Below are 23888 nucleotides of genomic sequence, written 5' to 3' on the forward strand. Positions count from 1 at the left end.
TCGTTCGGGATCAGCGGCACGAACGCGCATGTGATCCTGGAGGAGGCCCCGGACGAGGACATCCCCGTGCACGACGGGACCGAACCCCACGCCCCCGCCGTGGTGTTGCCGCTGTCCGCCCGTTCCGCGCGCGCCCTTCCCGGGCAGGCCGAACGGCTGCACGCCTTCCTCATGGATCGTCCCGAGCTGCCGCCGTCCGCCGTCGCACGCGCCCTGGGCACCCGCCGCGCCGCGCTCGGCCACCGGGCCGCCGTCACCGGCACCGACCGGGACCGGCTCCTGGCCGGCCTCCAGGACCTCGCCACCGGCCGCCCCTCGCCCGGCGTGGTCACCGGACGGGCCCGAACCGGCGGACGCACCGCTTTCCTGTTCACCGGGCAGGGTGCCCAGCGCCCCGGCATGGGTCTCGAACTGCGTGCCCACTACCCGGTGTTCGCCGCCGCCTTCGACGAGATCGACGCCCTCCTCGGACTGGACCTGGTGGGCGTACTGGGCGGCGACGACCCGGAGGCGGTGCACCGCACCCAGTACGCGCAGACCGCCCTGTTCGCCTACGAGGTCGCCCTGTTCCGGCTGCTGGAGTCGTTCGGCGTCAGGCCCGACGCGCTGGCCGGGCACTCCGTCGGCGAGATCGCCGCCGCCCATGTCGCCGGGGTGCTGGACCTGGCCGACGCGTGCGCCCTGGTCGGTGCCCGCGGCCGGCTCATGCAGGCGCTTCCCGAGGGCGGCGCGATGGTCGCCGTACAGGCGGGCGAGCACGAGGTGCTGCCGCTGCTGGACGACCGGGTGGGGCTCGCGGCGGTCAACGGACCGGAGTCGGTGGTGCTGTCCGGGGAACGCGACGCGGTGCTCGCCGCCGCCGCGACGTTCCCGAGGACCAAGCGGCTCAGTGTTTCGCACGCCTTCCACTCGCCCCTGATGGACGGCATGCTCGACGACTTCCGCGCGGTCGCCGGACGCCTGGCCTTCCGCGAGCCGCGCGTCGAGGTGGTCTCGGCCCTCACCGGGCGCCCCGCCACCGGGGAGCAGCTGTGCGACCCGGAGCACTGGGTGCGGCACGTGCTCCGCACCGTGCGCTTCGCCGACGCCGTCACGGCCCTCGCCGCCTCGGGCGTCACCCGGTACGTCGAGCTCGGCCCCGACGCCGTGCTGACCGGCCTCGCCCGGGAGAGCGCGGGGGAGAGCGGCGGCGTCTTCGTCGCCCTCGGCCGGCGCCGCGGCGGCGAACCGGAGGTCCTGCTGTCCGGCCTCGCCCGCCTGCACACTGACGGACTGCCCCTGGACTGGGCCGCGCTCTTCCCCGGTACGCTTCGCGCCGAACCGCCCACGTACGCGTTCCGGCACGAACGGTACTGGCTGAACGCCGACGTACCACTCGTCCCCGACCGCCCGGCCCCGCAGGGCCCCGCCGACGCCGCCCGGGCCACCGGATCCGTCGACGCGGCCCACCTCACCGGCACCACCGAGCCAGCTGCAACCACCGAGCCCACGGACGCCGGCGACCTCACCGACGCCGTCGGCCCCACCGACACGCAAGCCCTCCGGCAGCGCCTGGCACAGGCCCCGCCGGCCGAGCAGGAGGCCCTGCTGACCGATCTCGTCCGCTCCCGGGCCGCCGTGATCCTCGGACACCGGGAACCGGAGGACATCGAACCCGACGCCGTCTTCCTGGAGATCGGCCTGGACTCGGTCTCGGCGGCCGAACTGCGCGCCGCGCTCGGCGCCGCGCTCGGCCTCGACGTCCCGGCCGGTGCCGTGTTCGACCACCGCACCCCTCTCGCGCTCGCCGCGCATCTGCGCGAACGCATCCTCGGCGGCGGTGGCGGAGCGGAACCGGCCGACGCCGACGACCTCCGGACCATCGGCGGACTGGTGCGGCGCGCGGCGGCCGACGGCCGGTGGGAACGCGCCCTGACGCTGCTGCACGCCGTGGCCGACATCCTGCCCGGCTTCTCCTCGGCGGCCGAGTTCGGCGACGTGGCCGAACCGGTGTGCCTGGCCACGGGTGACGCGGGGCCGCGCCTCATCTGCCTGCCCTCGCCGATGGCGCTGGGCGGCGCCCACCAGTACGCCCGGTTCGCCCGGCACTTCCGCGGACGGCGCGACGTCCTGGTGCCGGACGTCCCCGGCTTCGTGCCCGGCGAGCCGCTGCCCCGGTCCGTGGACGCGGTCGTGGAGGTGGTGGCCGAGGGCATCCGCAGGGCCGTCGCCGGGGACGATCGGCCCTACGTACTCCTCGGGTACTCCTCCGGCGGACAGCTCGCCCACGCGGCGGCCGAGGTGATGGAAAAGGCCGGACGCCCGGCCTCCGGCGTGGTCCTGCTGGACACCTATCTGCTGGGCGACGGCGACACGGAACACCTCCGGCGCGAGATGTTCAACGGACTGCTCGACCGCGAATCGGCCGTCGGCGGCTTCGGCACCGCGCGCCTCGCCGCGATGAGCCGCTACAGCGACCTGATCCCGTACTGCCTGCCGGGCGCGCTCACCGCACCGGTGCTGTTCGTACGGCCCCGGGACCCCTTCGCACCGGGCCTCGACGACTGGCGGGCCGTCTGGAACGGCGCACACGAACTCGCCGAGGTGCCCGGCACCCACTTCACGATCCTGGAGGACCGCGCCGGATCCACCGCCGAGGCCGTGGAGAACTGGCTGCCCGGCACCGCGGCGCGCTGACGCGGCGGCGGACGGGAGAACGTCCGCGGATCGAAGGAGTCCCCGGCCGCCGGACCCGCCGCGGGGCGCCACGGGCCTCTCGCCCCGCGGCGCCCCGCGGCTTCCTCATCCGCCCGCCCGTGGCTTCTCCGCCCGCCCGCTCGCGGCCCCTTCACCGCGCACCCGCGGCTTCTTCACCCACCCGCCTCACGAAAATGCGACATCCAGGCATCTATATCGCACCGAATACTGTCCGGATCCACACCCAATCGAAAAGCGACTTCTTCCGCGGCCAATTCTGACCGCCAATCGCTCCGTTGCAGGGCCAGCCACATCGTCGTGCCCTGCGGGCCGCACCTGTGACGCTTTCCGGTGCGCGGTGAGAACAGTTCCAGGTATCCGTCGGGGCGTACACTCGCGATCAGCCCCTGGTCATTCCCCATACCGCACCGACCCCGTGCATGACGTGCGGTGCTGCCTCTCGGCCGTGAGGAGGCCGGCTGTCCTGGACACAGAGAATCCCATCCCTAGAGGGTTCGTCGGACGCCTCGACGTTACCCGTTTCCCATGCGCCGGGGCACTGGCGGTGCCTGCATTTTCCGAGAGGGGAAATGATCCGGACAAGGTGGTGGAACCTGCTGTGGCCGACGAGCATTTCCGTCCGCTTGACAGAACGCCCGTACGACATTCGAAGGTCTTTTCCATAGCGGGTCGGAAATCGTCGGACCACTCCACTTACGTGCCGTATCGAGGTAGAGAAACCTCTACCTCGAATCGGCGAGACAAGGCCAATGTGCGGCGGCTTCCCCCCGCCTAATCTGATCCGCAGAAACCGCGTGGCAGGCGCGTCATCTCATTGGGGAGCCCGAGTGCACACAACACACGACCTCCGCCGGGCAGAGGCGGTACGGCTGGACGCCGTGTCGAAGATCTACGGCCGAGCCGACAGCCAGGTGACGGCGCTCCGGGAACTCTCCATGAGCTTCGCCGACGCCACCTTCACCGCCGTGATGGGACCCTCCGGTTCCGGCAAGAGCACCTTCCTGCACTGCGCCGCGGGGCTCGTCCGGCCCACGTCCGGCACCGTCACCGTCGGCGGCGACGGCCTTGACGGCCTCGACGACACCCGGCTGACCGAACTCCGCCGCGACCGCATCGGCTTCATCTTCCAGTCGTTCAACCTGCTGCCCGCCCTGACCGTGATGCAGAACATCATGCTGCCGCTGCAACTCGCCGGACGGCGGCCCGACAAGGCCCTCATCCATTCCGTGGTGCAGCGCGTCGGTCTGGGCGAACGCCTCGGCCACCTGCCGTCCCAGCTGTCCGGCGGTCAGCAGCAGCGCGTCGCCATCGCCCGCGCCCTCGTCACCCGCCCCGCCGTCGTCTTCGCCGACGAACCCACCGGGGCGCTCGACACCCGCACCGCCGCCGCCGTCCTCGCCCTGCTGCGCGAATCCGTCGACACGGCGGGCCAGACCCTGGTCATGGTCACCCACGACCCGGTGGCCGCCTCGTACGCCGACCGCGTCGTCTTCCTCGCGGACGGCAGCCTCGCGGGCGAACTGCACCGGCCCACGGCCGACGCGGTCGCGGCCCGGATGACCCGGCTCGGCGCCTGGGAGGACGAGACCCGCGAGCAGCCCACGCCGCTCACCACCGGAGGACTGTACTGATGTGGCGGCTCGCCCTGCGCACCCTGAAGTTCCGGCGGACGAGCTTCGTCGCCACCTTCCTCGCCATGTTCCTCGGCGCCGCGATCGTCATCGGCTGCGGCGGCCTGATGGAGACCGGCGTGCGGATGGCCGCCGACCCGCAGCGCCTCACCGGCGCCCCGGTCGTGGTCACCGGTGAACAGACCTACGACTCCAATGCCCTGACGGAACGTCACCGCATCGACCCGGGCCTGGTCGACGAGGTCGCCCGCGCCCAGGGCGTCCGCGAGGCCGTCGCCGACGTGTCGTTCCCCGCCACCGTCCTCAAGGACGGCAAGCCCCTGACCGGTGAGGACGCCTCCTACGGCCACGGCTGGGCCGGCGCCCGCCTCACCCCCTATACCCTCGCCGCCGGTGCCTCCCCCGTCACCGGCGGCGAGGTCGCCCTCGACACCCGGCTCGCCGAACGCGCCGGCGCCCGCCCCGGCTCCTTCGTCGATGTCGTCGTCCGCGGCGAGACCCGGCGCTACCGGGTCAGCGGCACCGCCGCGCAGCGCGGCGACCACAATCCCGACGCCGCCGTGTTCTTCAGCGACGACGAGGCCCGCGCCCTGGCAGGCGGACGCATCGACTCCATCGGTGTGCTGCCCGAGACGGGAGCCCCCACGTCCGCCGTCGCGGCCGCCGTACGGTCGGCCGTCGGCGACCGGGCCGAGGTCCTCACCGGCGAGCGGCGCGGCCTGGCCGAACTGCCCGGCACCCTCTCCAGCCGACGCACCGTCGTGATCCTCGCGGCCATCTTCGGCTCCTCCGTCGTGCTGATCGTGATGTTCGGCGTCGCCTCCACCCTCGGGCTCTCGCTCCAGCAGCGCTCCCGCGAGATGGCCCTGCTGCGTGCCGTCGGTTCCAGCCCGCGCCAGCTGCGCCGCATGATCCTGTGCGAGACGGCCGTACTGTCCGCGGGCTCGGTGCTGCTCGCCCTGTACCCGGGCCAGTTGCTCGGCCGGCTGCTGTTCGGCGTACTCACCTCCAGCGGCGTCGTGTCCTCCTCGATCGTCTACCACGCGGGCTGGATGCCGATGGCCGTCGGCGTCGTCGTCACCGTGCTCGCCGCGGCCGGGGCCACCCGCTTCGCCGGCCGCAGGGCCGCCCGCACCGAACCCGTCGCCGCCCTGGCCGAGAACGACGCAGCCAGCCGCTGGTTCAGTGTCCCCCGTCTGCTGCTCGCGGTGTTCTTCCTCGTCAACGGCATCGGCCTCGCGGTCGCCACCGCCACCGTGATGGAGGACGGACCCTCCCTCGCGAGCACCGCCGGACCCGCCTCCGTGCTCTTCTGCATCGGCCTGGCCCTGCTCGCCCCGGGCATCGTCAAGGCGATGACCGCCCTGCTGTGGCTGCCGGTGCGCGCCCTGACCGGGGTCTGTGGCCAACTCGCCCTGCGCAACGCCACCACCGCCAACGTCCGCATGGCGGGGGCGGTCGCCCCCATCGTCCTGCTGATCGGCATCGCCACCGGCACCCTCTACATGCAGGCCACCGAGGACGCCGTGTCGCAACGCTCCTACGACCGCAACATCCTCGCCGACTACGTCCTCGACTCCACCACCGGCGGTTTCGCCCCCGACGTCCTCGACCGCGTCCGCGCCACCCCCGGAGTGGCCGCCGCCTCCGAGTTCGTCACCAGCCGCGGCTTCGTCGACGCCCCCGACGGACCGGCGGACGTCGACCTGCGCGGCGTGTCCGCCGACGGCGTGGCCCGCAGTCTCGATCTGCGCCCCGTCGCCGGCTCGCTGACCGACCTGCGGGACGACACCGTCGCCCTCTCCGACAAGAAGGCCCGCGAATACGGTGTACGGGTCGGTGACCGGCTGCCCATGCACCTCGGCGACGGCACCGCCGTACGCCCCACCGTCGTCGCGCTCTACACCGACAACCCCAAGCAGCAGTACCTCACCCTGCCCGCGTCGGCACTCGCCCCGCACACCGGCGACGGGCTCCCGCACCAGATCCTCGTCCGGACCGCGCCCGGCGCCCTTGCCGAGGCCCACGACCACCTGGCCCGGCTCGCGGCCTCCGTACCCGGCACCGAACTGGACGACGGCTCCTCACTGGCCGGCCGCAACAACCAGATCCAGCAGATCCTGGTCGCCGCCAACTACACCATCGTCGCCATGATCGTCGGATACGCCGCCATCACCGTCGTCAACACCCTGGTGGCCGTCACCCGCAAACGCCGCGCCGAGTTCGGCCTGCAGCAGCTCACCGGAGCGACACGTCGTCAGGTGCTCGGCATGCTGACCGTCGAGGGCGTGCTCATCGGAGTCATCGCGACCGTCCTCGGCACGATCGCCTCCGCGACCACCATCGTCCCGTACAGCATGGTCAAGGCCGACTCCTACCTGCCCTCCGGATCCATCGGCATCTACCTCGCCGTCGTCGGCGGATCGCTGCTGCTGGTCTTCGGCGCCACCCTGCTGCCCTCGTGGCGCGGCATGCGCACGCCCGCCGTCGAGACCGTGAAGGCAGCGTGAGCCGTACCGAAGCCGGGCCGTCCCCCTCGCCCCCGTGCGGGGACGGCCCCTCCGCCGTCGCCCCGTCCCCCGTCACCCGGTCCTCCGTGGCCCGGGGATGGAATCATGGGCGCATGCGACTGCGCCGCGCCGCCCTCGACACATTGATCGGCGTGCTGATCGCCGCCGGATCCCTGATCTCGCTGGTCCTGTTCCTCACCACCAGCTACTTCATCATCCTGTGCCTCATCGGGATCGGCTTCCTCACCCTGCCCTACCTGACCACGGCGGTCCGCCGGGTCTGCGACCTGAACCGCCGGGCCGCCGCACGCTGCGGCGTCCCCGTGGAACGGCCGTACCGGCCCGAACCGGAGGAGGTCGAACGGGACATCGTCGGCTGGACGCGCCGCTGCAAGTGGATCCTCGCCGACCCCGCGACCTGGCGGGACCTGCTCTGGCTCCTCCTCAACTCCGCCGTCGGGCTGCTCCTCGGCTTCGCCCCGGCCGCACTGCTCTACTACGCGGGCGAAGGACTGGTGCTGGCCTGCGGGCTGTGGCGGCCCCTCGCCGCCGACGGCGTGGGTCGGTGGTACGCGTTCATCACCGTCGACAGCGGGTCCGACGCCCTCGCCGCGGCCCTGGCGGCGCTCCTCGTGCTCACCGGCTGGCTCCTCCTCAGCCCCTGGCTGCTCAAGGGCCACGCCTACTTCGTCCGCTTCCTGCTGGGCCCGACCGAGCGGGCCCGCCTGGCCTCCCGGGTACGGCACCTGGCCGAGACCCGCTCCGGTGCGCTCGACATCCAGGCGGCCGAACTGCGCCGCATCGAACGCGATCTGCACGACGGCGCACAGGCCCGGCTGGTCAGCCTCGGTCTCGAACTCGGCGCCGTGGACCGGAAGCTGGACCAGGACACCGAGGAGGCCCGGCGGCTGCTGCGCCAGGCGCGCGAGTCCTCGGTCCAGGCCCTGCGCGAACTGCGCGACCTGGTCCGCGGCATCCACCCCCCGGTCCTGGCCGAACGGGGCCTCGCCGACGCCGTGCGCGCCCTGGGCCTGGCCAGCCCGCTGCCCGTCACGGTCGTGGCGGACCTGCCGGGGGACCCGCCCGACCCCGTGGCGTCGGCCGTCTACTTCTCCGTGTCGGAACTGCTCACCAACGCGCTCAAGCACGCCGAGCCCCGGCACGTGGACGTGGTCCTCGGATATGCCGACGGCGTCCTCCACGGACGCGTCACCGACGACGGCCGCGGCGGCGCCGCGATCTCGGCCGGGAGCGGTCTGGAAGGCATCCGGCGACGACTGGCATCCTTTGACGGGGTGCTGGAGATCGACAGTCCCCCCGGCGGCCCGACCGTGATGAGGATGGAGTTACCGTGCGCGTTGTCCTCGCCGAGGACCTCTTCCTGCTGAGGCAGGGGATCATCCAACTGCTGGAGGCGTACGACTGCGAGGTGGTCGCCGCGGTCGACAACGGGGAGGACCTGAGAGCCGCCCTCGCCGAACACCGGCCCGACGTGGCCGTGGTGGACGTCCGATTACCTCCCACCTTCACCACCGAAGGGCTCCAGGCGGCCCTCCGCGCCCGCCGCGAACAGCCCGGCCTGCCCATCCTCGTACTCTCCCAGCACGTCGAGCAGATGTACGCCCGCGAACTCCTGGCCGACGGCACCGGCGGCATCGGCTACCTGCTCAAGGACAGCGTCCTCGACGACGAACAGTTCATCGACGCGGTGCGCCGGGTCGCCGCGGGCGGTACGGCCATGGACCCCGCCGTCGTGGCCCAGCTGATGGTCTCCCACTCCCGCGACGAGCCGCTGTCCGCGCTCACCGCCCGGGAACGCCAGGTACTGGAACTCATGGCGGAGGGATGCTCCAACACCGCCATCGCGCAACGGCTCACCGTCACCGAGGGCGCCGCGGCGAAACACATCTCCAGCATCTTCTCCAAACTGATGCTCCCGCCGTCGAGCGACAGCAACCGCCGCGTCCTGGCGGTCCTGGCCTACCTCAACGCGTGAACGCCGCACTCCGCCGGACCCGTTCCCCGTCCCGCCGCAACGGGCTGGGGACGGTAGGGGTGGAGATCCGCACCCGCCCCGACGAGACTGCCGGGGCACACCCCGTATCCCGTGCCCCCGGCACCGCACACCCCGCACGCCCCGGTACCGCGCCGCCACGAAGGGAACCCGCACCCCATGACCACGCCCGCCGAGCAGGACCGCCTGTGGATTCGCCGCTACCACCCCCGCCCCGACGCGGCGGTCAGGGTGGTGTGCCTGCCGCACGCGGGCGGTTCGGCGACCTTCTACCGGCCGGTGTCGGCGGCCCTGCCCGCCTCCACCGACGTACTCGCCGTGCAGTACCCGGGGCGTCAGGACCGGCGCGCCGAACCCTGCGTCGCCACCATCGAGGAACTCGCGGACCGGGTCACCCCCGTACTCCTGGCCTGGACGGACCGCCCGCTGGTCCTGTTCGGCCACAGCATGGGCGCCACCCTCGGCTACGAGATCGCGCGCCGTCTGGAGCACGACCACGGCATCGTCCCGCACGCCCTGTTCGCCTCCGCGCGCCGCGCCCCCTCCGTGTCCCGCACGGAGACCGTCCACCTGCGCGACGACGACGCACTCGTCGAGGAGATGCGGCTGCTGAGCGGGACCGAGTCGGCGATCCTCGACGACACGGAGCTGATCCGCATGGCCCTGCCCGCGATCCGCGCCGACTACCGGGCCGCCGAGACCTACGTCCACCGGCCCGGACCGAAGCTGCGCTGCCCCGTGTGGAGCCTGGTCGGCGACAACGACCCCAAGGTCGCCCTCGACGAGGCGCGGGCCTGGTCCCGGCACACCGAGGGCGCCTTCGAGTTCCGTGTCTTCGAGGGCGGACACTTCTACCTGACGGAGCATCAGCAGGAGATCGTCCGGCTGATCACCGAGCGCGCGGCCGTCCCGGCGGCCACCACCGGCTGAACACGGCCGGGGCGCGGTCCCCGGCCGCCACGCGCGTGCCGGCTCAGAGCACCCGGCGCAGCCAGCCGTGCTTGTCCTCGGCACGCCCGTACTGGATGTCCAGCACGTGCTTGCGCAGGGCCATGGTCCGCTTGCCCGGGGTGCCGTTGCCGACGGTGAACTGGTAGCCGTTGCCCTTGAAGCCGGTGATCGGGGTGATGACCGCCGCCGTGCCCGCGGCGAACACCTCGGTGACGGAGCCGTCGGCGGCGCCCGCGCGCAGTTCGTCCAGAGTGACCGACCGCTCCTGCGGGGTCAGGCCGAACTCGGGGGCCAGGGCGAGGACGGTGTCGCGGGTGACGCCCTCCAGGATCGTGCCGAGTTCCGGGGTCACCAGGCGCCCGTCCGAGGTGACCAGGCACAGGTTCATCGTCCCGGACTCCTCCAGGTGGCCGTTGCCCGCGCTGTCCAGGTACATGACCTGGTCGCAGCCGTGTTCCTCGGCCTCGGTCTGCGCGGCCAGGCTCGCGGCGTAGTTGCCGCCGCACTTGGCGGCGCCGGTGCCGCCGTCCGCCGCCCGGGTGAACCGTTCGCTCACCCACAGGGTGACCCCCGTGACACCGGACGCGAAGTAGGGGCCGGCCGGGCTCGCGATCACCGAGTAGACCACGCGGGCGGCGGGCCGCACACCGAGGAACGCCTCCGAGGCGAACATGAACGGCCGCAGGTACAGGCTCTCCTCACCGGACGACGCCGGGACCCACGCCTCGTCCGCGCGGACCAGCTCCTCCACGCTCGTGAGGAAGTCCTCCTCCGGGAGCGCCGGCAGCACCAGGCGCTCGGCCGAGCGGACGAAGCGCCGGGCGTTGGCCTCGGGACGGAACAGCCAGACGCTGCCGTCCGCGTGGCGGTACGCCTTCAGCCCCTCGAAGATCTCCTGCGCGTAGTGCAGGACGGCGGCGCTGGGGTGCAGGGAGAACGGCTCCAGCGGGCCCACCTTGTGATCGTGCCAGCCGGCTTCCCGCGTCCACATGGCCGAGGCCATGTGGTCGGTGAAGTGACGGCCGAAGCCCGGGGCGGCGAGGATCTTCTCGCGCTCGGCCGTCGGCGTGGCACGCGTCGTCCGGGACAGGGGGAAGCCAGTACTCATAGCCAATTCCTTACGCCGGAGCGGTCCTTCGGCGGGTGCGGATGCCGCCCGCCGGATCCGGGCCCCATGGTAATGGCCGTCACACCCGGGAGGACCGGCGTGGAGACTCGCCGATGCCGCCCACGACGGCGTGCAATCCGCCGTCGGCGTGGACCACTCGACCGGTGGTGCACCGCGCCGGGCCGGACAGCAGGAACAGCACCGCACCCACCACCTGCCGGGGATCGGCGCGGTCCTGGCCCAACGGGGCCCAGCGCTCGTGAGGGGCGTCGCGTCAGCGCGTCGCCGGCCGCGCCGTACGTGCGCGGCGGGCGGCCCGGTACGCCTCGACCGGATCGGCGGAACATCCGGCGGCCGGCCGCCACTCCCCGCCGAACGAGGTGAGGGGGAACCAGCGGCCGTCCGGTCCCGGGCGGAGCTGGACACCGGCGGTGGTGTCGGTGAGGGCGCCGTCGACGACATCGATACCGCCGAGGGACAGCGCCCGGGACGTGCGGACGGCGTCCCGGGCCCGTTCCAGGACGGCGTCCGGGACCGGGGCCGGGGCCAGGGCGGCATGGGCCCCGGCCGGGCCGCCGTGCCGGTATCCGATCATCGACGCGCGCAGCGCGGCCTCGTCGTGGCCGGTGGCACGGACGGCGTCCGGGATCCGGTGCACACCGTCGGGCGTGGCCAGGACCCTTACCACGTCGGCGAGTTCGTCGTGCGGCCGACCCGCCGCCCCGGCCCCGGCCAGCAGGGCGCGGGCGCGGTCGGCGGCGTCCTCGGTCATCCACGCCAGTTCCCGCGCCGGGGGGCAAGGCGCGGGCGGGTCGTCGAGGGCGTCGGTGATCGGGTCGACGGAGTCCGGACCGTCCCCGGCCCTCCGCCCGGCCCCGGTCTCCGCGCAGACCCCGGCCCCGGCCTCGTTCCTGTCCTCCGCCCCGGGCCTCCGCCGCGGGCGGTGCGTCCAGAGCGAGTAGGCCTGGTCCGCGCGGACGGTTCCGTTCGCGTCGGCGGGCAGCGCGCCGGGAACGGTGTCGGTCACGCGAGCACGGAGGAGCGCGGCGAGATCCCGGGTACGCATGCCCCGGGCGGTGAGCAGCAAGGAGGCGCCCCCGGCGAGGCGTTCGGCCACGGCGTGGCCGACGGCCGCACTGTGGTCGCACACGCGGCCGGAACGCCCGGGCGGGCAGGTGCACGAGAAGCGGATCTCGTCTGCTCCCGGGACGACGCAGACCCCGTCGACGCGGGAGCCCGTGGCCCCGTCCCCGCCCCCGGCGGGAGCGTCGGCCGTGACCGGTACGCGTTCGGCCAACAGGTCCGCGATCGCTGCGGACAGGCGTCCGGCCAGGAGGTCGGCGACCGCGGCGGGAACGTCGACGAGCCGGGCGGTCAGCGCCTGCCCCTGCTCCTCGGTGAGTTCGGGGAAGGAAAGGGCGGCCTTGAGAGCGGCCTTCTTCACGGTGACGGCCGCCGAGAACCGTCCGGGGGCGGCGTGGATCTGGCCGACGGCGCCGTTGCGGTGCAGGGCGAGGCCCTTCGCGTGGGAGGCGGAGCCGTCGGTGGCCAGATGGAAGTGCCGCTTCCAGACCGTGACGAGGGGCTCCGTGCTGCGGGGGCCGGCGGAGGTGGTCATCGGGTTCCCTGGAGGGTGACGAGGGCGGCGAGTTCGGTGTCGTCGAGATCGGCGAGGGCGCTCTCGCCGGAGGTGAGGACCGCCTCGGTCAGGGCGCGTTTACGGGCGAGGAGTTCGGCGATGTGGTCCTCGACCGTGCCCTCGGTGATCAGGTGGTGGACCTGGACGGTACGGCGTTGGCCGATGCGGTGCGCGCGGTCGGTGGCCTGGTCCTCGACGGCGGGGTTCCAGGGGCGGTCGTAGTGGACGACGTGCTCGGCGCGGGTGAGGTTGAGCCCGGTGCCCGCGGCCTTGACCGACAGGACGAACAGCGGGGCCGGGTCGGGGTCGTGCTGGAAGCGGTCGACCAGGTCCTGGCGGCGGGCGGGCGGCGTCTGCCCGTGGAGGAAGTAGACGGAGCGGTGGCCGCGGGCGCGCAGGTGGCGTTCGAGGATGCGGCCCATCCCCACGTAGCCGGTGAAGATCAGAGCGGCCTCGCCGCGGCCGGCGAGAGTGGACAGCAGCTCGTCCAGCGCGGCCAGTTTGCCCGACCGCCGTACGGAGCCGGCCGGGCCGTCGGCGCCGTCGTCGAGAGGTTCCTTGAGGTAGAGCGCGGGGGCGTCGCAGATCTGCCGCAGGGCCTGGAGGAGCCCCAGGACCAGGCCGCGGCGGGCGATGCCCGTGCTGCGGGCGATCGCGTCCATGGTGTCGCGGACGGTCGCCTCGTACAGGCCGGTCTGCTCGTCCGTCAGGGACACGACCCGGGTGTGGTGGACCTTGCCGGGCAGTTCGGGGGCGATGCCGGGGTCCGACTTGTGTCGGCGCATCATGAACGGGCCGATCAGACGGGCGAGTTGCGCGGCGGCCGGTGACCCGACGTCCTTCTCCACGGTGGCGTAGCGGGCGCGGAAGGCGGTCTGGGAGCCGAAGAGGCCGGGGTTGGTCCAGTCGAGGACGGCCCACAGCTCCGTGAGGTTGTTCTCGACCGGAGTACCGGTGACGGCGAGCCGGGCCCGGGCGGGCAGTTCGCGCAGCGCGACGGCGGTCGCCGAGGCGGGGCTCTTGGCGTGCTGGGCCTCGTCGGCGACGACGAGCCCCCAGTGGAGGGCGGCGAGCGCGAGGGTGTCGCGGCGCAGCGTGCCGTAGGTGGTGACGACGACGCAACGGTGGTCGAGGGCCTCGGCATCGAGGGCGCGTCCGGTGCCGTGGTAGCGCACGACGGTCGTGCCCGGGGCGAAACGGTCGATCTCCCGCTGCCAGTTGGTCATGAGGGAGGCGGGACACACCACCAGGGTCGGCCCGGCGTCCGGGACGGTCTCGGCGCGGTGGAGGTACAGGGCGATGGTGGTCAGTGTCTTGCCCAGACCCATGTCGTCGGCCAGCAGTGCGCCGAAGCCCATGCCCGTGGTGTGGGCCAGCCAGGTCAGGGCCCGTTGCTGGTAATGGCGCAGGGTGGCCTTCAGCCCGGACGGCGGCGGGACGGGCCGCGGGTCCGAGGGGGCCCGGCGCAGCTTCTCGACCAGGGCGGCGAGGGTTCCGGCGGGCCGTACCCGGAGCATCTCGCCGTCGACGGCGAGCGCACCGGACAGGGCGGCGGCGAGGGCGTCCAGCGACGGCAGCGGCGCCAGAGCGCGGTCGCGGGCGCGGCGGGCGGTGTCGGGGTCGACGAGCAGCCAGCGGCCGCGCAGCCGGATCAGCGGCCGTACGGCCTCGGCCAGGGCGGTCATCTCCTCGTCGGTCAGCGGCTCGCCGTCGAGGTCGATGTGCCAGCGGCAGTCCACCAGCCTCTCCAGGGTCAGACAGCCGCCACTGCCCGCGGTCGGCGCGCTCTCGTCGTGGCCGCCGACGACGGCGGTGGAGGTGAGGGTTCCGACGAGGAAGGCGGGCCACTGGACGGCGACGCCGAGACCGGAGAGCGGGCCGGCCGCGTGGAGACGGAGCCGGACCAGGTCGTGCGCGGACAGGGTGGTCCCGTTGGGTCGCTCCTGCACGGCCAGGTCGGCGAGGGGAGGGAAGACGCGGGCGGCTCGGCGCAGGACCCGGCGCACGCCGGGCAGGAGCGCGGGCGTGAGGTCCGGATGCGGCGCGTGCCCGTCCCAGACGCCGATCGCCGACACGGTCTCCCGCCCGTCCGGGGCGCCGAGGTGCAGGGTGACGGGCACCGAGGGTGCCTCCCCGGTCGCGTCGGGCTGCTTGACGCGCAGCACCAGACCGGGGACGGGGCGGGGGTCGACGGTGTCCTCGATCGCGTCGGCCCACTTCCACAACTCCGGCAACGGCCCGGCCTGCTGCTCGGGGGGCCCGCAGTAGGGGCCGGCCCCGAGGAGCACGGAGGCGCCCGGGGTACGGAGCATGCTGTCGGCGACGGCGTCCAGGAGGGCCCACACCGCCGCTTCGGGCGCGGGCACGCGGGCGGGCGTCGAACCGGCGAGGAGGCAGTGGCCCTCGGGGGCCAGCCGCACGGCGACTTGGGCCGCGGCCCGGCGCAGCACGTCGGTGACCGGCCCGACGCGCCAGCAGTCCTGGCCGTCGGCGGTCAGGGCGGGGTGGACGCGTCGCCGCGCCACGCATTCCAGGCCCAGCCGGACGGCGTGCCGCCATCCGGTCACCGACGGATGCTCCCCGTCCCGGGATGCCAGCAGGGCCGGCAGGGCGAGGCCGAGCGGGACGGCGATCCCGGTCACGGTGGCGCGGCGCGGCATGATGCCGCCCGGGCCGGCCAGGACGAGCTCGCGGGTGACCGCCCGCAACGGCGCCGCGGGGGCCTCGGCCTCGGCGAGCGGTGAGCCGTCGGGCCGGAAGGCCATCCACGCGGTGCGCGCCGGATGTGTGGAGGACAGCAGGGTGAAGGCCGCGCCCCCGGCGAGGAGCCGGTCGACGAAGGCGCGTGCGCCGAAGAGTTCGGACGCGCTCGCCGCGAGGGCCCGCGGGGGTTCCTGGGCGGACGCGGGCGGGACCGGCGGCCCGGCCGGAACCGGTGACGCGGGTGGGACCGGTGGCGCGGGTGGAACCCGCGGTGCGGGGGCGCGCCCCGGCGCCCGCGCCGGGGGCGGCACCGCGTCGATCGGTCCGGGCCACGCCCCGGTGTGCCCGGCGAAGGGATCCTCCATCCCGGCGAGCGCGGCGACGAGGCCCGCCATGGCCCGCTGACGGGCGGCCTTGCGCGTGTGGGCCCGCTGGACGCTTCCGGTGACCTCGTGCCCGTCGGACGCGAACGCCGCCCGCGCTACGAAGGCCGGCTCGTTCCCGGGTTCGTGCCCTTCCCGGACCGTCGCCGAGGGCAGACGCAGCAGTTGGGCGTGCAGGGAGACGACGCGGGGCGCGAGGGCGGGATCGGAGGCGATCGCGCCGAGCGCCGCCCGACGGGCCCGCGCCCACAGCTCCGTGGCCGGGGCATCGAGTAACAGCAGCCGCAGATCGGGAACATGGAGGGGCTCTTCCCCGAGCCGCCGTACGGCCTCCGCCGCGACCCGGGCGACCGTGCCACGAGGCGCGTCGGCGGCGAAGGCCCCACGAAGAGCACGGTGGAAGGCATCCGCGTCCAACGTCTCCGGCCCCGGCACACCCAGGGACCCGCTCGACGTCTCCGGCCCCGATGCCTCCGCGGACCCGCTCGACGTCTCCGGCCCCGGCGCCTCCGCGGACCCGCGAGAACCGTCGTCGGCGCGGGCCGACGGAATGCCGGGTGTGGCAGGGCGGTCGCTGAGGGCGGCAGGCGCGCCGACGCGCCGCGGACGCTCGATGGACAAGAAGCACTCCCCAGGGACCCGGATGCCGTCGGAACCGCCCGCCATTGTGGCCCGCTCCCTCGTCGGGCCGCACAACAGTACAGATCAGCCCATCCATGGCGATCAACCTCAAAACGGGCACTGGCGGGCGGATGTCAGAGGCGGTTGTCGACCGCACACCCGCGCAACTCACCCTTCCGGGCTACTATTCGAACGACAGTTCCCTCACCCTCACTCCGTCCGGCCGTTGCGTAGGCGGCCGAGGAGCAGCCAGAGCAGGTACCCGCCTCCGGCGCTCACGGTGGCGGCACCGGTGGGGAGTTGGACCGGGGCGAAGGCGTGAGCGGCGACCCAGTCGGCCCCGGCGGGCAGGACGGCACCGACCGGGGCGGCGCCGGGAAGGCTGATCCCGGGCGTGCGGCGGTAGAGGGCCCTTGCGACGATCCGGCGTTGTCGAACGCCCCCTCCAGACGGCCGCCGCTGGCGGGTATCGGACCTGGCATCACCTCGCGTGCCCCGGCCCGCTTGACGGGTCGGCCCGTCAAGCGGGCCCGCGGACGGCGGCCGTGCGGGAACGGTGTGGCGAAGCGCTTCGTTGACGGGGCATGAGCATGAGCGAGGAGCCGCCCGGGACGGGCGAACCACCGGTGCTGGCGGGTGTCGAGGACCTCGGTTCCGAGGGACGTTTCCGGCGGGCCCGGGCCACGGGCAGTACCGGAGTCGCCCCGCTGGAGATCTGGCCCGGCGAACCCGTCGTGCTCCGGATCGACTTCGTCCCCGCCCGCGACCACACCGCGGCGCCCGTCCGGATCACGGCGGAGACGTCCACGGGCACCACACCGCTCGTGGACGCCCTGACGGGCCCGCTGACCGCCGGTGAGCCCACGACTCTCGTGGAATCGCTGCGGTTCGGCGCCCGGCACATCGAGTCGCTGCGTTCCGTGCACGTGACCGTCGCAGAGACCGAACCGGCCTTCCGGTTCCCGGCACGGGTTCTCAGGATCTGAGGGAGGGGCAGGTCGAGCACCCTGCCCGGGCCGCCGCCATCCCGTACAACGACTGGACTGGTACCGACACATGACCGAGCAAGCACCCGTTGTCCGCGCCGCCACGCGCGAGGATCTGCCACGGGCCGTCCGCACCCTGGGCCGCGCCTTCCTCCACTACCCCCTCACCCGCCACACCATCGCCGCCGACGACCATGCCGCGCGGCTGGAGCGGTTCAACCACCTCTTCGTCTCCCGGATCGGCCTGGAGCACGGCAGGACATGGGTGAGCGACGACTGTGCCGCCGTCGCGGCCTGGACGACCCCGGCGACGGACGCCGCCGCGGTCTTCGCCGAGATCGGCCCGGAGCTGGACCGACTCGCGGGCGACCGCGCGCCGTTCGCGGCCCGCGCGGAGGAGACCATGCGCCCGCACCGGCCGACCGTGCCCACCTGGTTCCTCGCCACCATCGGCGTCGACCCCGGCCGACAGGGCCGGGGCCTGGGCCGCGCGGTGGTCCTTCCCGGGGTGGAGGCCGCCGAACGAGCGGGCGTCCCCGCCTTCCTGGAGACCTCCGACGAGCGCAACGTGCGGTTCTACCAGGGCCTCGGCTTCGAGGTGACCGCCGACTACGCCCTGCCGGACGGCGGCCCGCACACCTGGGCCATGACCCGCGAGCCCGGCGCCTGACCGGCGGAGCCGAGCGCGGTCCGGCTCCGCCGACGCCCACCCCGTTGCCTCCCGCACCCCATCGAGATCCTCGGGTGGGAACGGGCCGCGGTGGGCCGCTCGTACGCGGGCCGGTCCCGGTCGACGCCTCGCATGCGCTATAGTTGATCTTGTCAGTCCGCAGCAACTCACGGCGACTGACGATGCGTTGGTGGTCCAAGGAAAGACGCCCCGCTTCCTGCGGGGAGATGCAGGTGCAAGGCCTGCCCAGCGCTCGCTCACGAAGCCCTTCCCCTGCGGGGGAAGGGCTTCGTCGCATTCTCCGTACGTCCCGAATTCGCGTGTCCGACCGGTCGCGCCCGCGAGCAGCGGGTCTACCGCGTCACCACCTGTCGACACCCATCGCCTTCGCCGCGCTGTGAATCGCGTTGTAGTGCGCAGTCGACATGCCCGACTTCTTTTGGTTTGCCGGGAGGTTCCGGTCGGACTGTCGGAACTCGTCGCGCGCCGCGGCCAGCAGGCTGGTTCCGTAACCGACCGGCACATCGTCCTTCCCGTGCACGGGATGCGACTTGGCCGCTGTCTGGCTCCCGGCGTTGGCCAGGATGCTCCGCGCCTGGTTGTACGCGGCCGGCTTGATCGCCTTCGGATTGGCCGAGACGGCGTGCGCACCGGCCACCGCGTGGGCCCTCCCGGGGCCGAAGGCGGCGGAGGCGGGGGCGACGGCCGCCGCGACGAATCCGGCCGCCACCACCGCGGCGAGCCCGGTCCGGACGATGAGTTTCATACGATGCCTCTCTTAGGGCTGTCCCGTAATCCCTGGCGGGCGCGCGACGACAGCTGCGGCACCTCGCCGCGTTGTCGGAACATCCGCATACATCCAGTATGTGGACGCCCCTCCGCCTTGCGATGCACCACATTCGACGCCGCGCGCTGGTCCGCCACGGATTACGGGACAGCCCTTTGCGCGACGGCAGGACTCCAGGTTGTTTCAGGAGGAATCCTGCCCACACAGGCGGAGGACTTCTGGTGTCGCTGGTCCGGCGATGACTTCCAACCACCCGACCGGACGCCGGATCACCCTGCATCCGGAGCACCGGACCACCCGACCGGAGGTCAACGCAGAATCCGTGCATGGGGAGTTCGAAGCGCCCTTCTGCCTCCGGCCATCACTGCGCCGACCCCGTGCGGGCGGGGGCCCGCAGGGCTTGTCCGTTTCGCGCGGAGCGGACCGGTGCCCCGGGTTCAGTGCTCGCCGTCGTCGTGCCGCCGCGAGGGGCGCAGCCCGCCGGGCGGCTCCGGCAGCTGGGACGAGCCGGGGCGATGCCCGCCCGTCACGGGTGGCGGGGTTCAGGTCCAGGTACAGGGTGTCGCCGCCGCGGGTCAGCTACACGCGGCTCAACGGTGAGACACCCTTCCGGGCGTCGAGCTGCCGCGTGAAGTGGCCGAGGAGATCGAGGAATTCCTCGAAACGGAGTGACCTCGTTTCTCCAGGCCGTTCTTCACCCGAACCCGGATGCTCCGCCGGCCACTGGGCCGGCGGAGCATCCGGGTCTGCGGCGGAGGTGGTCAGACGGTGGCCAGGCGAACCTCGGCTGTCTTCCCCGGGAAGGTGAAGCCGAACTGTTCCCGGACACCCGAGCTGCACGCCTTCTTCGTCTTCTGCGTGCCACCGCCGACGACGCGAACGATGGCGCACTTGCCGTCCATACTGGTGTCCTCCACCCACCCGGTCACTCGTACGCTCTTGGTGGTGCAGGTCAGCTTCCACGAGGCCTGCGCCCCGCGGATCTTGGCCTCCTTGGACGTATTGCACCCGGCGGCGTTCGTCTGGCCGGCGGCACCGATGGTCAGACCGCCGGCGAGGACGATCGCCGACAGGAGGGAGGTGAGGGCCTTGCGGGCAGTGGGCATGGTGCACTCCTTGAGGAAGAAACGAAGGGGGACCGCGCGGAATCAGGCCCCGACGTGTACCTTCGATGCCCTCCAACGAGGGAGGACTGTCCGGGGCCGTTCGGCGCAGCATCAGACTCCCCCACATGAACGGCCGGGAATGCCTGTCACCGTCTGCCTTTGTAGGCACGTGTATGCAGGGCGTTGAGCTGCGGTTATGCAGTAAGAGGTCGCGCGCATAGGTGGGGCGGAGGAAGGAGCGTGGCGAGGGGCAAGCCCGGCAAGGCGGAGAAGGGAGGTGATGCGAAGGGGGCCCCTCCCATGCCTTTCGGGCCATGGGGGAGTCGTCGACCGACGACAACGCCGCCGGGCGCCGCCCATCGCCCCGCGACGCCGACCCACCTATGCGCGCGACCTCTGAGGCAGCGGAGACGGGCCATCGCGCCTCGACGCCGCCTCACGTGTGCTGCGCGCGACGAGCTGGGGAGTCGGCACCGTCGCCAGTGCCCTCGTGACACGGTGGCCGACCGACGGGACCGTTGGCACCGGACGGAGCCCCGCCGTCCGGTGCCAACGGTGCCGCCTACTGCTTCCAGTTCGCGGGCTGGCCGGGGTCGAGCGTCCGCCAGTGGGCGAGGGCCTCGGGGTCCTGTGCGTCGAGCCAGTCGGTCAGCTCGCGGAAGGACACGCAGCGGACCTCCTTGCGGGGACAGATCTCGCGCATCGTGTCCTCGACGGCATCCATGTAGATCCCGCCGTTCCAGTCCTCGAAGTGGTTCCCGATGAACATCGGCGCACGGCTCCCGTGGAACACCCGCTCGAAGCCCGCGACGTACGAGTCCCGTGCCTCCTTGCGCCATGCTTCGTACTTGGCGGGGTCTCCCTCGGTGTTGCCCTCCGACTGGTTGTAGAGGAAGTTGAAGTCCATGGCCAGCACCTGGAAGTCCTTGCCGGGGAACGGCAGCATCTGAAGCGGCAGGTCCCAGATGCCGTTCTTCTTCGACGGCCAGACCTGGAAGTTCCCCGGGGAGCTCGCGTCGTAACGCCAGCCGAAGGGCTTGAGGGCGGGCAGCAGGGTCTTCTGGCCCTCCAGACAGGGGGCACGCCCGCCGACGACCTCACGGGTGGGGTCGAACGGCAGCGGATCGAGGTCCTTGAAGCCCGTGTTCGTCTTCCAGTTCTGGACGAAGGAGTAGAACTGGTTGATCTCGCTGGTCCACTCGTCCTTGTTCCAGTCCCCGCCGCCCTTTTTCTCGCAGAAGTGGCCGTTGAAATGGGACCCGATCTCGTGGCCTTCCTTCCAGGCACCGCCGAGCTGTTCCAGCGTCGTGCGGATGTGCTCGCGCGTCGGGTACGAGATCGCGGCGGCCCCGGCCTCGTGCTGGGGCGGCCGGTAGAGGTTTCTCTTCTCCTTCGGGAGCAGATAGATGCCGGTGAGGAAGAACGTCATGTGCGCGTTGCTCTCCTTCGCCACACGGCGGAAGCGCGAGAACATGCGGTCGTCGCCCTCGAGCGCACCGTCCCACGAGAACACCACGAACTGGGGCGGCCGTTCGCCCGGCTTCAGGCGCTCCGCCTTCGGCCGGCCCGGCTGCGGTCCGGTGTAGGACGTGGAGCCGTCCCCCAGGATCTCGACCCTGCCGTCCCACTCCTCGTCCTTCTCGTCTCTCGCGTCGCGGCTGTCCCGGCTGGTCGGTGTCGGTGCGGCGACGGTGTGCGTGGTCCGTTCCGGCGTCCGGCTGTCCGCGGAATCGTCGGAGAGCAACGGGATGAGCGTCGCGGAACCCGCCGCCACGATGCAGGCCGCGAGTCCCAGGGCGGCACCGGGGGTGAGACGTATCTGCTTGCGGCGGGACGTGGACTTCGCTCGGGCTCTTGTCATTTCGTCATGGCCTTCGTGTACGTGTTCCAGATCTGGGCCGGGAAGTCCCGGTCGCCCGCGGAGGCACCGCCCAGCCCCTTGAGCGGCAGCGGGGCGAGGCTCCGGTTCAGGTCCATGCGGTACACGACGACGGCGGTGGCGACGGCCGGGTCGTATCCGACGTACCAGCGCGCGGTGTCGTTCTCGGTGGTTCCGGCCTTGGTGGCGACCGGAGCGGACGGGGCCCCACCGCTTCCGCCGGGCCGGGTGAGCGCGGCGGTCACCTCGTCGGCGACGGTGGACCGGATGGCGCGCTTCGCCCGCGGCAGGTCGAGCCGGACCGGCGCGCCGTTGCGCGTGGCCTTGCCGACCGAGTACGGGTCCGTGTGTATGCCGTGGGCCGCGAACGTTCCGTATGCGTCGGCCATGCGAATGGCGCTGGGCGTCGAGTTGCCCATCGCGAACGCCGGAACGGGCGGACCGAAGCTCGACGGGAGCAGTCCCGATGCCTCCGCGGTGCTGCGGATCTGCTTCAGGCCCGTGTCCATGCCGAGCTGGAGGAAGGGGGAGTTCACGGACTTGGCCATGGCGTCGTGCAGGCTGATGCGACCGTAGGAGCGGTTGCCGTCGTTGTTGCCCTTGACCATCTTCCCGCTGCGGTCCCAGTAGGGGCCTTCGGGAGTCGTGATCGGGATGTCGTCGTCGCCGTCGTACACGGTCGACGGGGTGACGGCGGACCGCGGACCGTTGCGCTCGCGCGTGACCCCGTGCTGCAGACCGGCGGCGTAGACGAAGGGTGTGAACGCCGAGCCGGCCGGGACGGTGCTCGCGTTGGACTCGTTGAAGGCCTGGCGCTCGAAGTCCGGCCCGCCGTACACGGCGAGGATGCGGCCGTCCGGGGCGACGGACGCGGCCCCGAACCGGACATGCCGGTCGGCCGTGCGTTTTTTGGGATCGAGCGCGTCGCGCGCCTCGCGCACGGACCGGGTCAGCGCGGTCATCCGCGGCTTCTCGAACGTCGTGTAGATCTGGTAGCCGCCGAGGTCGAAGCGCGCGTCGGAGATGTGCCCGGCCCGCTTGGTGTACGACTCGGCGAGCTGGACGAGGTAACCAGTCTGCCCGCCTGTGCTGCTGGGCCCGTGCGGCGGCTTCGGCTCGGGGAAGGTGGTGTACTTGGCGCGTTCGGCCCGGCTCAGCCTGCCGATCTCCACCATGCGGTCCAGGGTCCAGCTCCACCGTTCGACGGCCCGTGCGCGGTTGCGGGGGTTGATGGCCGGATCGTAGAGCGAGGCCCCCTTGAGCAGGGACGCGAGGAACGCGCCCTCGCTGGCGTCGAGTTCGGTGACCTCCTTGCCGTAGTACGCCTGCGCGGCACGCTGGAGACCGTAGGTGCCGCGGCCGAACCAGCTGGTGTTCAGGTACTCCTGGAGGATCTCGTCCTTGTCCACGTGGCGGTCCAGCTTGACCGCCAGCAGCATCTCGGTGAACTTCCGCGAGAAGGACTGGTCCTGCGACAGATAGACGTTCTTGACGTACTGCTGGGTGATGGTGGACCCGCCCTGGGTGTCACCGTCACTGACCGTGCGCCACAGCGCGCGGGTGATCCCTTGCATCGATATGCCGTGGTCGGAGTAGAAATCGGCGTTCTCCGCCGCGAGCACGGCCCACCGCACGTGGTCGGGGATCTTCGACAGCGGCATCTCCTGGCGGCTCACCCAGCCGGTACGGGCCATGGGAGTGCCGTCGGCCCAGTAGTAGACGGTGTCCTGCTGGGTGGCGAACGCGTTGAGGTCCTTGGGAATGTCCGTACGCGCGTAGGCGATGCCCACCACCGTCAGCAGTGTCGCGACGAGCGTCAGGCACGAGCCCAGGACCAGCCGCCACGAGGGCACCCATCTCGGCCAGCCGCTCCGGCCCGCGCGCGGATAGTCCGGTCTGCGCGGCAGACGGCCGCGCGAACGCCTCGCCTGCTTGCGACGCCCCGTCCCAGGGGCCAGCATCCCTCGTGTGGCCCGCTTCGTCCTGCCGAATAGTTTGTGCTGCGTCATTCCGTCCAGCCATGACAGTCCGGGCCAGCCTCGAACTCTGACAGCGCCCGTACACGTGCAGTGGTCATTGCCCGTCCGCCGCCATGAGTCGGCACGGCCGGCCCTCCCCGGGGCCTGCGGACGCCTGCCCGCGTCGAGCGGGCAGCGGGGTCACTCGTCCCGGCCGGTGTGTGCCATGCGCATCCTCAGCTTCA

The 23888-nt window shown here is 72.6% G+C and carries 15 protein-coding genes and 1 pseudogene; 8 read left to right on the top strand and 8 right to left on the bottom strand.

All coding sequences use genetic code 11. From position 1 onward, the window contains the following. From ACFYXM_RS32485 to ACFYXM_RS32510, 6 genes are all read left to right on the top strand, one after another. Positions 1-2676 (top strand): alpha/beta fold hydrolase (locus ACFYXM_RS32485; RefSeq protein WP_389294829.1); only part of this gene is annotated, 2676 nt, incomplete at its 5' end. 848 nt (positions 2677-3524) lie between these two features. Continuing rightward, a complete protein-coding gene (locus tag ACFYXM_RS32490; protein ID WP_389294831.1) occupies positions 3525-4328 on the top strand; it encodes an ABC transporter ATP-binding protein in 804 nt (267 codons plus the stop codon). Beyond that, a complete protein-coding gene (locus tag ACFYXM_RS32495) occupies positions 4328-6838 on the top strand; it encodes an FtsX-like permease family protein (RefSeq protein WP_389294833.1) in 2511 nt (836 codons plus the stop codon). The genes ACFYXM_RS32490 and ACFYXM_RS32495 overlap by 1 nt, the downstream gene beginning before the upstream one ends. 113 nt (positions 6839-6951) lie before the next feature. Next, positions 6952-8226 carry a sensor domain-containing protein gene (locus ACFYXM_RS32500; protein ID WP_389294835.1) on the top strand — a complete coding sequence of 425 codons (1275 nt, stop codon included), beginning with the start codon at positions 6952-6954 and terminating at the stop codon, positions 8224-8226. Further along, on the top strand, positions 8190-8834 hold the full coding sequence (locus tag ACFYXM_RS32505) for a response regulator transcription factor (protein WP_073788021.1): 645 nt from the start codon (positions 8190-8192) through the stop codon (positions 8832-8834). Before ACFYXM_RS32500 ends, ACFYXM_RS32505 begins: the two co-directional genes overlap by 37 nt. A 177-nt stretch (positions 8835-9011) precedes the next feature. Continuing rightward, a complete protein-coding gene (locus ACFYXM_RS32510) occupies positions 9012-9782 on the top strand; it encodes a thioesterase II family protein (protein WP_389294837.1) in 771 nt (256 codons plus the stop codon). A 43-nt stretch (positions 9783-9825) separates the two neighbouring features. Here ACFYXM_RS32510 and ACFYXM_RS32515 read toward each other — a convergent pair whose 3' ends face one another. From ACFYXM_RS32515 to ACFYXM_RS32530, 4 genes and pseudogenes are all read right to left on the bottom strand, one after another. Further along, the gene (locus ACFYXM_RS32515) at positions 9826-10911 is read right to left on the bottom strand and encodes a branched-chain amino acid aminotransferase (protein ID WP_389294839.1); all 1086 of its coding nucleotides are present in this window, start codon (positions 10909-10911) and stop codon (positions 9826-9828) included. Positions 10912-10990: 79 nt separating this feature from the next. Further along, positions 10991-11161, bottom strand: a pseudogene (locus ACFYXM_RS32520) (SDR family oxidoreductase); the annotation flags it as partial. Positions 11162-11185: 24 nt separating this feature from the next. Further along, positions 11186-12529 carry a hypothetical protein gene (locus tag ACFYXM_RS32525; protein ID WP_389294840.1) on the bottom strand — a complete coding sequence of 448 codons (1344 nt, stop codon included), beginning with the start codon at positions 12527-12529 and terminating at the stop codon, positions 11186-11188. Next, positions 12526-16257: a DEAD/DEAH box helicase gene (locus ACFYXM_RS32530; RefSeq protein ID WP_389294841.1), complete on the bottom strand. Its 3732-nt coding sequence runs from the start codon at positions 16255-16257 to the stop codon at positions 12526-12528. Before ACFYXM_RS32530 ends, ACFYXM_RS32525 begins: the two co-directional genes overlap by 4 nt. A 584-nt stretch (positions 16258-16841) precedes the next feature. Here ACFYXM_RS32530 and ACFYXM_RS32535 point away from each other — a divergent pair. After that, positions 16842-17243 carry a hypothetical protein gene (locus tag ACFYXM_RS32535; RefSeq protein WP_389294842.1) on the top strand — a complete coding sequence of 134 codons (402 nt, stop codon included), beginning with the start codon at positions 16842-16844 and terminating at the stop codon, positions 17241-17243. Between the two features lie 70 nt (positions 17244-17313). Further along, positions 17314-17913, top strand: coding sequence for a GNAT family N-acetyltransferase (locus ACFYXM_RS32540; protein ID WP_389294844.1), 600 nt, complete (start codon positions 17314-17316; stop codon positions 17911-17913). Between the two features lie 361 nt (positions 17914-18274). Here ACFYXM_RS32540 and ACFYXM_RS32545 read toward each other — a convergent pair whose 3' ends face one another. The 4 genes from ACFYXM_RS32545 to ACFYXM_RS32560 form a co-directional block, all read right to left on the bottom strand. Further along, positions 18275-18679: a hypothetical protein gene (locus ACFYXM_RS32545; protein ID WP_389294845.1), complete on the bottom strand. Its 405-nt coding sequence runs from the start codon at positions 18677-18679 to the stop codon at positions 18275-18277. Between the two features lie 782 nt (positions 18680-19461). Further along, entirely contained in the window at positions 19462-19806 is a 345-nt protein-coding gene (locus ACFYXM_RS32550) for a hypothetical protein (RefSeq protein WP_389294846.1), read from the bottom strand. Positions 19807-20368: 562 nt separating this feature from the next. Beyond that, positions 20369-21667, bottom strand: a complete 1299-nt coding sequence (locus tag ACFYXM_RS32555; protein ID WP_389294848.1) for a hypothetical protein — start codon at positions 21665-21667, stop codon at positions 20369-20371. Further along, the gene (locus tag ACFYXM_RS32560) at positions 21664-23694 is read right to left on the bottom strand and encodes a transglycosylase domain-containing protein (RefSeq protein WP_389294849.1); all 2031 of its coding nucleotides are present in this window, start codon (positions 23692-23694) and stop codon (positions 21664-21666) included. Before ACFYXM_RS32560 ends, ACFYXM_RS32555 begins: the two co-directional genes overlap by 4 nt. Positions 23695-23888 lie beyond the last annotated feature (194 nt).

The sequence above is a fragment of the Streptomyces sp. NPDC002476 genome (genome assembly GCF_042889785.1).
Lineage (GTDB): Bacteria > Actinomycetota > Actinomycetes > Streptomycetales > Streptomycetaceae > Streptomyces.